At 67.2% G+C, this 1898-nt stretch carries 1 protein-coding gene and 1 pseudogene; one reads left to right on the top strand and one right to left on the bottom strand.

What is annotated here, in order from left to right:
• Window positions 1-222: 222 nt before the first annotated feature.
• The gene (locus ACFTZL_RS44460; protein WP_179183970.1) at window positions 223-852 is read right to left on the bottom strand and encodes a class I SAM-dependent methyltransferase; all 630 of its coding nucleotides are present in this window, start codon (window positions 850-852) and stop codon (window positions 223-225) included.
• A gap of 36 nt (window positions 853-888) precedes the next feature.
• Here ACFTZL_RS44460 and ACFTZL_RS44455 point away from each other — a divergent pair.
• A pseudogene (locus ACFTZL_RS44455) lies at window positions 889-1797 on the top strand (IS5 family transposase).
• The last annotated feature ends 101 nt before the right edge of the window (window positions 1798-1898 follow it).

Raw genomic sequence — 1898 nt, 5'->3', positions numbered from 1 at the left:
GCCGCATGACAGCGGCGTCAACGGTGACGCTGGGGCTTCGCTCATGCGACAGCACGGTGGAGACCTGCCGCATGTGCGTGGCCCAAACCGCTCACCGTTCATGGGTCCGTGGGGCGAAAGCCGCCTAGGGCCTGTCTGACAATTCCCGTCAGATCAGCGAGCGTCCGTCGAGCTGGCAGCCCGGATATGCGCCGACATCTGGCGGGCATTGCCGGGCAGGACCTACGAGCGGCGGGCCAGCAGGTGGGCGTCGAGGAAACCCCGTTCAGAGGCCGGATCGTGGAGCAGCCGGGCGAAGGGATCGAGCCCGGCATCGGCCAGCAGTTCGGCGAGGCTATCTGCCGGCCAGCTGTAGGCGGGCGCCACCTTGTGGTCGAACCGGACCGGTTCTTGGCCGTCGGTCCCGAAGAAGGAGACCAGGAGCAGGCCATCCGGCGCCAGGACGCGTACCTGTTCGGAGAGCAGCTCCGGCAGCTCCCCCGGAGGGGTGTGAATCATCGAGTAGTGGGCCAGTACACCGCCGAGCGCGCCGTCCTCGATCGGCAGGGATTCCATCCGCGCCTCTTGGAAGCGCAGCGCCGGATGGGCCCGCTGGGCGTGGTCGACCATGCCGGGGGCAAGGTCGAGTCCGAATGCCTCCAGGCCCAGTTCGTGCAGCATGGCTGTCAGATGTCCGGGCCCGCACCCGACGTCCGCTGCCCGCAAGTTGCCCGTCGCGCGCACCAGTTCGGCGAAGGTGCCGATCATGGCCCGGGAGAAAGGCTGTGTCTCCAGCCGGTCTGCGAACAGCGATGCGTACAGCTCGACGACACCGTCGTAGGCCGTCCTGGTCTCGTCCTGATGATTCGCCACGGGCAGGACTCTATAGCCGGTCTGATAATTGATCTTGTGGCGGGTCGAGGTGAGTTGACGGATGCGGCATGGGGGCGAATAGAGCCCCTGTTGCCGCAGGTGGACGGACGCGGCCGTCCGTGGCGTGATCACCGGCAGGTGGTCAACGGGGTGCTGTGGAGGCTGCGGACCGGGGCTCCGTGGCGCGACCTACCCGAGCGGTATGGGCCGTGGCAGACCGTCTACGAGCGGTTCGCCCGCTGGGAGGCCGATGGCACATGGGCGAAGCTGCTGGAGCACGTCCAGGTCCGTGACGATGCGACGGGCCGGGTGGAGTGGACCGTCGCCGTCGACTCCACGGTCAACCGGGCCCATCAGCATGCCGCAGGCGCCCGTAAAAGGGGGACGTGGACGGGGACGAACTGGAAGATCCGGGCCGCTCGCAGGCGTGCCAGGCACTCGGTCGGTCTCGGGGCGGGTTGACCACCAAGGTCCATCTCGTCGTCGACGGCCGGGGGCTGCCGCTGTCGATTGTGCTGACACCCGGAAACGTTAACGACGCCACAGCGTTCGCCGATGTCCTCGATGGGGTACACTCCTCGGGCCGGCACGGGCCGTCCGCGCACGACACCGGACCGTGTGCTGGGTGACAAGGCGTATTCCAGCAAGGCCATCCGTCATCTGCTGAGGCGTCGGGGCATCGCTGCCACGATCCCCGAGCGCCGCGACCAGGTGGCCAACCGTCGGCGCCGGGGGCGCCGCGGTGTCGGCCACCCGTCTTCGACACGGAGATCTATCGCGACCGCAACGTGGTCGAACGATGCTTCGCTCGCCTCAAACAGTTCCGTGCGATCGCAACCAGGTTCGACAAGCTCGCGAACCGGTACCGCGCGGGAGTCGTCCTAGCCTCCCTGATCCTCTGGCTCCGTGAAGCGGCCAGGTGATCATTTGTCAGACAGGCCCTAGTCGCGACGTCCCTCAGTGGCACACCGCAGGCTTGGGCGGTCGGAGCTCACCTTAAGGCCTACTCGGTTTCATAGGGCGAGAAGGTAGAGGCCAGAAGTTCT

Origin of the sequence: Streptomyces sp. NPDC056948 (assembly GCF_042674225.1) — a bacterium.
Lineage (GTDB): Bacteria > Actinomycetota > Actinomycetes > Streptomycetales > Streptomycetaceae > Streptomyces > Streptomyces purpurascens.
The sequence above is the reverse complement of the archived record's forward strand: the minus strand, read 5'-3'. Positions and strand labels throughout refer to the sequence as shown.